The 6,810-nt window shown below is 51.1% G+C and carries 8 protein-coding genes; all 8 read left to right on the forward strand.

Features of this window, described 5'->3' with window-relative positions:
- The coding region (locus B3P58_RS13810) for a tetratricopeptide repeat protein (RefSeq protein WP_286718321.1) at positions 1-1,348 on the forward strand (1,348 nt) is incomplete at its 5' end.
- Complete coding sequence (locus B3P58_RS13815) at positions 1,335-2,063, forward strand: tetratricopeptide repeat protein (protein WP_286718323.1); 729 nt, start codon at positions 1,335-1,337, stop codon at positions 2,061-2,063. The genes B3P58_RS13810 and B3P58_RS13815, both read left to right, overlap by 14 nt.
- 3 nt (positions 2,064-2,066) lie before the next feature.
- Positions 2,067-2,348 (forward strand): hypothetical protein, encoded by a 282-nt coding sequence (locus B3P58_RS13820; protein WP_145471088.1) that lies wholly within the window; start codon positions 2,067-2,069, stop codon positions 2,346-2,348.
- A 1-nt stretch (position 2,349) separates the two neighbouring features.
- Positions 2,350-3,039 (forward strand): MotA/TolQ/ExbB proton channel family protein, encoded by a 690-nt coding sequence (locus B3P58_RS13825; RefSeq protein ID WP_145471089.1) that lies wholly within the window; start codon positions 2,350-2,352, stop codon positions 3,037-3,039.
- Positions 3,039-3,527: an ExbD/TolR family protein gene (locus B3P58_RS13830; protein WP_145471090.1), complete on the forward strand. Its 489-nt coding sequence runs from the start codon at positions 3,039-3,041 to the stop codon at positions 3,525-3,527. The genes B3P58_RS13825 and B3P58_RS13830 overlap by 1 nt, the downstream gene beginning before the upstream one ends.
- Positions 3,528-3,532: 5 nt before the next feature.
- Positions 3,533-4,036: an ExbD/TolR family protein gene (locus B3P58_RS13835; protein WP_145471091.1), complete on the forward strand. Its 504-nt coding sequence runs from the start codon at positions 3,533-3,535 to the stop codon at positions 4,034-4,036.
- A 1-nt stretch (position 4,037) separates the two neighbouring features.
- A complete protein-coding gene (locus tag B3P58_RS13840; RefSeq protein WP_286718332.1) occupies positions 4,038-4,958 on the forward strand; it encodes an AgmX/PglI C-terminal domain-containing protein in 921 nt (306 codons plus the stop codon).
- 436 nt (positions 4,959-5,394) lie between these two features.
- On the forward strand, positions 5,395-6,810 hold a 1,416-nt coding region (locus B3P58_RS13845; RefSeq protein ID WP_286718334.1), incomplete at its 3' end, for a TolB family protein.

The raw sequence follows: 6,810 nt of genomic DNA on the forward strand, positions 1-6,810 counted from the left end.
CGCCAGTATGCTGCGCTTTACCGAGCGCTACGATACCGACAAGCGCTCACCTGCCGTACTGACTAACGCCGCCGAATATTTATTCAGCCTGAACCGTTATCCACAAGCGATTGACGTGGCCAGCAAGCTGATCAGCGGCAATAAAGCGCTGGATAAAAATCTGAAACAAACCGCATACGGTATTATCGCGCACTCGTATTACCAGCAGAAAAATTACCTGGAAGCGGAAAAGAACTACGACAACCAGCGTCAGCTGTTGGGCAAACAACACCCACAATACGTCGCTGTCAGCGAGCGCATGGCCACCGCCGTGTATAAAAAAGCCGAAGGCATGATGGCCGCCGGGCAAAAACTGGCAGCCGCCGAACAGCAGCTGCGCATCAAAACCATTGCACCTGACAGCAAAGTCCGTGTTATTGCCCAGTACGATGCAGCCGTGACTTTACTTGCAGAAAAACAATGGCAGCCGGCCATTACAGAGCTGAAAGAATTACGAGCCCTCTATCCACAACATGAGCTGGCAGCCGAATTCCCACGCAAACTGGCCTATGGCTATGAACAGGATGGCCAGCTGCTGCCTGCTGCCAAAACCTACGACTACCTGTACGCCAACGACAAAAGTGCTGACGTAAAACGTGATGCCCTGTTCGCCGCTGCAGGCTTATACGAAAAACTGGGTCAGCTGGATACAGCGCTTGAGTATTACAAAACCTGGGCACGTAATTATGAACAGCCATTCGATAACCGTATGGAAGCGCGCTATCACATTGCTCTGATTTACGGCCAGCAAAATGATGAACGCCGCAAACTCTATTGGCTGCGCCGCATTGTTCAGGGTGATGCCAGTGCCGGTGAAATGCGTACCGACCGTTCCCGCTGGCTGGCGGCCTGGGCCAATAACGAATATGGCGACTACTTTGCTGCTGAGTTTAATAAACGCCGTCTGGCTGCCAATCTCGAGCGCAATTTACCGCTGAAAAACCAGAGTCTGCAGGATGCCGTCAGCCGTTATCAGCTGGCTGCCGAATATGGCCTGCTGGAATTCACCACCCAGGGCAGTTTTAAAATTGCCCGTCTGTATCAGCAGATGGCTAACGAGCTGCAGACCCTGCCCGTTCCGGAAGGCATGTCCGAGCAGGATAGCGCAATGTTCCGCGAGCTGATTGCACAACAAGCTGCGCCAATGCTGGAACTGGCATTGTCGGTATACACCAGCAATGTTGAGCAAGGCTGGAAAGGTCACTTTAACCAGTGGATTGATGACAGTTTCAAAGCGTTGGCGCTGCTGTCTCCGGCACGCTTTAACAAAACCGAAGAACAAAAGAGGTATGGCGATGAAATTCGTTAAGCCCATGCTGCTTCTGGCACTGCTCAGCGGCTGTGCCGCCCAGCAGACGCAGACAACAACAGAAAGCCAGACTCTGACCCAGACAGAAAAGTACCTGCCACACCAGGCGTATGATGAAAAAGGGCAGAAAATTCCCTATGTGCCCGCAGAGAATCCATATCTGAAGCAAACCGGCACCATCAGCAAAGGGTCAGTACTGCTGTTTATCGAAGCGAAAAAAGCACTCGCCGCCGATGATGAAAAAACCGCAGTGCAGAAGCTGAAAGTGATTGCCGAAAAAGATCCGTCACTGGCCGGCCCTCTGGCCATGCTCGGTGATATCAGCATGACCAATGAGCGTTATGCCGAAGCTGCAGAGTATTATCAGAAAGCACTGGCGATTAACGACGTAAATGTTAATGCCTGGCTGGGCCTTGGCGAAGCACAGCGCCGTCAGGGGCAATTTATTGCGGCCCAGAATACTTATGCCAAAGCCCTGCAACAATGGCCTGACTTTCCTGAAGCACATCTGAATCTGGCTGTGCTTTATGACCTGTATCTCAACATTCCGCAGCAGGCACAGGCACACTATGAAGCCTACCTGTTTCTGACCAATAAAAAGACGCACGCTGCGGCCGACTGGTATCAGGAAGTACAAAGCCGCACCGGCATCAATAAAAGCTTTATCGATGCCGGACCGGCGGTAAAAGACAGCACCAAACTGGCGGCGGAATAAACCATGAAATATCTGTTCATTGCCTGTTTATTCAGTCTGCCAGCTATCGCTGAAGAACCAATCAAACTGGAAAGTAAGATTGTCGGCGATAAAGAACAACCCTCTGTCAGTTACTTTGTGCCCTGGCAGGAAGCCAGCGGCGTCGACCGGCTTTACCAGAACGTGGAAGACCGGTACGACAACAGTCTGGAAGCGATTGATCGTGACGTTATGCTGCGCTCGATGCGTATCTATGACGAAATGAATCTTGAAAATAACCCAAGTTTAAATTCTGAGGCTAACTAAAATGGGCGATATCTACAGCATCGTGGTCAACTTCCTGAAAGAAGGGGGCCTGTTTATGTATCCGATTTCTATCGTACTGGTACTGGGCCTGGCGATTGCTTTTGAACGCTGGATATTCCTCAAGCGCGAAAAAGCCCGCAACGAAAAAACCTTTCAGGATTTTCTGCCATTACTGCGCACCAACGATCACGAAAAAATGACCCTGTTCACCCGTGATCATCAGGCGGCGGTATCGCGCATTATTGGTTGTGGTCTGGATATGATGAAAATCACCAAGCAGCGTGCCGATATTGAGCAAGCCATGAATGAAGGTGTGATGGAAGTTCTGCCGCGCCTGGAAAACCGTACCAACTACCTGGCCATGCTGGCCAACGTTGCCACCCTGCTCGGTCTGCTTGGTACCATTATTGGTCTGATCGCGGCTTTTGCTGCCGTTGCCAACGCCGACCCGGCGGATAAATCTGCCCTGCTGTCACAGTCTATTTCGGTAGCAATGAATACCACGGCATTTGGTCTGATTGCGGCGATCCCGCTGCTGATTGCCAGTGCGGTAATCAATAACAAAACCAATGCCATCGTCAGCAGCATTGAAATGGCTGCGATGAAATTTCTCAACGTAATGACTCTGAACCGCGCCGTTGAAGCCGGTTATCCGAAAGACAATCGTGGCGACGATCAAAAGGCATCCTGATGGCTTTTAAAATGAACCGTCGCATGGCGGAAGATACCGATATTGATATCACATCCTTTATGAATCTGATGATCGTATTGGTACCGGTATTGCTGCTCAGTCTGACCTTTACCAAAGTGCGGGTGCTGGATATTAACCTGCCTGAGCTCAGCGGTGGTCAGTCTGCAGCGGAACTCAGCCAGTCGCAGCTGGATGTGATGGTCGATAATGAAGGCTTTACCGTGTATTTCCCCACCGGAAAGCTGCTGAAAAAGATTCCGCTCAGCGACAACCAGTACAATTATCGCGAGCTGTCACAGCTGATGCGTGATCTGAAAGATCAGCTGAGCGATAAAAAAGACGCAACTATTATTGCTGCCAAAAACGTCGAGTATCAGACTCTGATTTCCACCATGGATACCGTTAAATCGTATAAAACGGTGGTGGCTGCCAGTCTGGTCGAAGTTGAACTCTTCCCGGAAATTTCTCTCGGGGATAAAAAACGGTAACGGATATGGCCTCAAACAGCTTTATTCAGCGCAAAGTCACCAAGACAGCCACACTGAACCTGACCTCGCTGATGGATATTTTTACCATCCTGGTGTTCTTCCTGCTGATGAATACCGGTGAGAGCCAGGAGTTGGCCAAAGCCAATTTTGTCAAACTGCCGGACTCCAATGCCGATGGAGCCCTGCACGGACAATTGGTTATTAATGTCGCTCAGAATGCCATCATGATCGACAACGAAGAAATTGTTGCCGTCAGCGACGTTAACCGCCGTCCGGGCGAAGTTAATAAACCGCTGGGCGAAGCGCTAAAAGCCTTTGCCGAAGAAAGCGGTGAGCTGACCGAAGTAGAAAAGAAAATCGGCCGCTCGGTAACCATCATGGGTGATCAGAGTGTGCCCTACGATTTATTAAAAGCCGTGATGACAACCTGCAGTGCCTATGGATTCCGTGATGTATCGCTTGCGGTTAATCAGGTTGCCGCCAGCGCACTGACTGCCGGAGGACAATAGTATGTCAGCCAGTGCTCAGTTTGTTTCGCTGCAACTTGATCTGCCATGGAGCGTTAACGAAGAAAATAACCAGCGTTTTATCCGCCAGGTTAAACGTCTGGCTATTGTGTTGCTGGTGCTGTTTATTGCCGTGCCTTTTTTACCGACCTGGGATGTGCATTTCAGTGATATAGAACAGCCTCCTGTCGTGCGTACCAAGGTGATGCTGGAACCTCCGAAAATGCCGGAACAATCCAAACCGGTACAGGAAGTGGTGCCACCGCCACCCAAGCCAAAACCGAAACCACAGGAAGCAGTAACCGCTGCCGATCGTCCGCAGCCCAAAGCCGGAGGAAAAGCACCGGCTCAGGCACTGCAGGCTCTGTCTTCGTTGAACACCATGAAAACCAAAGTGGATGTCAGCAAATTACAGAATAAAAACCTGTCGGAAAAAGGCGGGCAAGCCAAAGCGAATACCCGCTCCAGCCTGGGTCAGGAGAATCTGAACAGCAGCGGCGGTCTGAAAAATGCCGATCTGGATATGCAGGTAAAAGGAACCGCACTGGCGCAACATCAGGGGACAGCGATCGACAGTCCGATAGCCTATCTCGATTTACCGGATGAGGGCGGCAGCTACAGCGAAGGGGCCCGCGGCCGGCGCGATATGGAAAGTATCCGCCGGACCATCGAAAATACCAAAGGCAGCGTGTATGCCCTGTATGCCAAAGCCCTGCGTCAGTATCCGGATCTGAGCGGTAAGTTTGTCTTTGAACTGGTGGTCGAACCTGACGGCACGGTATCGCGCCTGAAGTTAATCCGCAGCGATCTGAGCATGCCGGATCTTGAGCAAAAGATGTTGGCGAAAGTATCCGGTATTAATTTCGGTCAGGAAAAGGTGGCACCAACGAAAGTGCAGTACACCTTTGTACTGATTCCGAGCTGAACAGCATTGTTAGAATAAATCTCTCCGTATCCTTTTTTACGGGGAGATTTACTCTGCCGAATCTTCTTTGCGCAACATTTTGGTTACGTAAAAACCAGAAATAAGATAATTCGGGCCGCCTGTTGAAAGCGTCCTGATTTGTGTAATTCCGGCTGGCCATTTAGCGACTTCCACATGGAAAAAGCGCAATAAAACCCGCGGATTTTCACGCTCAATCCAATCTCTTCTGACAAATCAGCACTGGTTCACAATATCGGAAACTGCCCCCTTTGCCCTTCTGGTTTGTGATCATGTTCCATCTTCCCATTTAACAAAATGACACAATAGCGATGCCCAATTTCGGGTCCGGATCTCGCTGTTGAGCATCCGGTGTAAGTACTGGTTCAACACGTTGCTCAGGCAGCGTTACCGGTTTTTAGTTCAAGGGTGAGCAACGATGAAATCAGCTGTAATTAAATTCTGTTCTTCCGGCGTACTGTGCAGCAGCCTGTTATTGGCAGGCTGTGGTGAAGATCTTGGCGTTGATCCGAAAATCAGCGAAGGTGACACCACCTTTACCAACGATGTGCCTTTTGCTTATGTGCAGCGAACACTGAGCAGTGCAACAGAAGCTTCCGCTCAGAGTTATCTGGCCGGGGCACAGCTGATTGTACGCGAGCGTGTTTCGTCCAGCGCCAGCGATAAAGAAGTTCTGGCCAACGCCATCGGCAGCAGTCTCTACGATGTTAAAGACCTGAACGTCTCACCCGACGGTCGCTTCCTGATTTTTTCTGCCCGTGCCCTGAACGAAAAAAGCGCAACCGCCAACAGCGGCGAAACCTGGAATCTGTACGAATACGATTTTAATCAGGGCAATGTCCGTCGCGTGCTCAGCGATGACAGCCTGGCAAACAGCGGCCAGGACACCAACCCTGCTTACACCAGCGATGGCGATATTGTTTTTTCCTCCACCCGCGGACAAAACGACAGCGCAAACTCAGTACTGTTTAAAATGGGTCGTGATGGCAGCGATCTGACCCAGCTGACCAGTGGCAGCGTTTACGACTACAAACCAACCATGATGGCCGATGGCAGCTTGGTCTTTATCCGCATTGCCAGCGGCAGTGAAGCACCTGTATGTGAAAGTGACAGCGGCACTGTAAAAGCCACCAGCATCAGTGCCAGCCGCTGTGTCAGCGCCAGCGGTGCAACCGCCGCCAGTAAAAAATACAGTCTGCTGCGTCTGAACAGCAGCAACGGTGAACCGGAAGAATTAGCCAGCGGCGAAATTCCGCTGGGCAGTGATGAAGCCAGCCTGCAATTAATGAATGTTGTACAGGATGCCGATGGCCACCTGGGCGCACTGATTAAACACCAGAATCACAGCCTGATGGGCGGCGATGTTATTACCATTACCGGCGGCCAGCAGGCCAATACGGTATTTGCCGGTTTATCGCCTGAGTCTTATACCGGTGGTCAGGTTAACGTATACCCGGGGCAGATTTCCCGTGGTGGCTGGTACAGTGCCTTCTGGCCTTACCGTGATGGCAGCGGCCGTATGCTGATCAGCTGGACTCAGTGTCTTAGCCAAAAAAGTGGTCTGACCGATTCCTGCCGTGACACAACCGATTTTGATTCGGTCAGTGCCCGCTATGGCGTCTGGGCCTATGATCCGGCCAGCAATACCCGTCAGCCGGTTATTAATGGTAAATCCGGAGTGGTGTATACCGAACTGGCCGTTGCTTACCCATACCAGGGCAGCAATCTGAATTTTGCACCGGTTATTCCGGACCCTACCGATCCTACTGATCCTACTGATCCTACTGATCCTACTGATCCTACTGATCCGACTGATCCTACTGATCCTACCGAT

Origin of the sequence: Thalassolituus sp. UBA2009, assembly GCF_002335285.1 — a bacterium.
Taxonomy (GTDB): Bacteria; Pseudomonadota; Gammaproteobacteria; order Pseudomonadales; family Oceanobacteraceae; genus Venatoribacter; species Venatoribacter alkanivorans.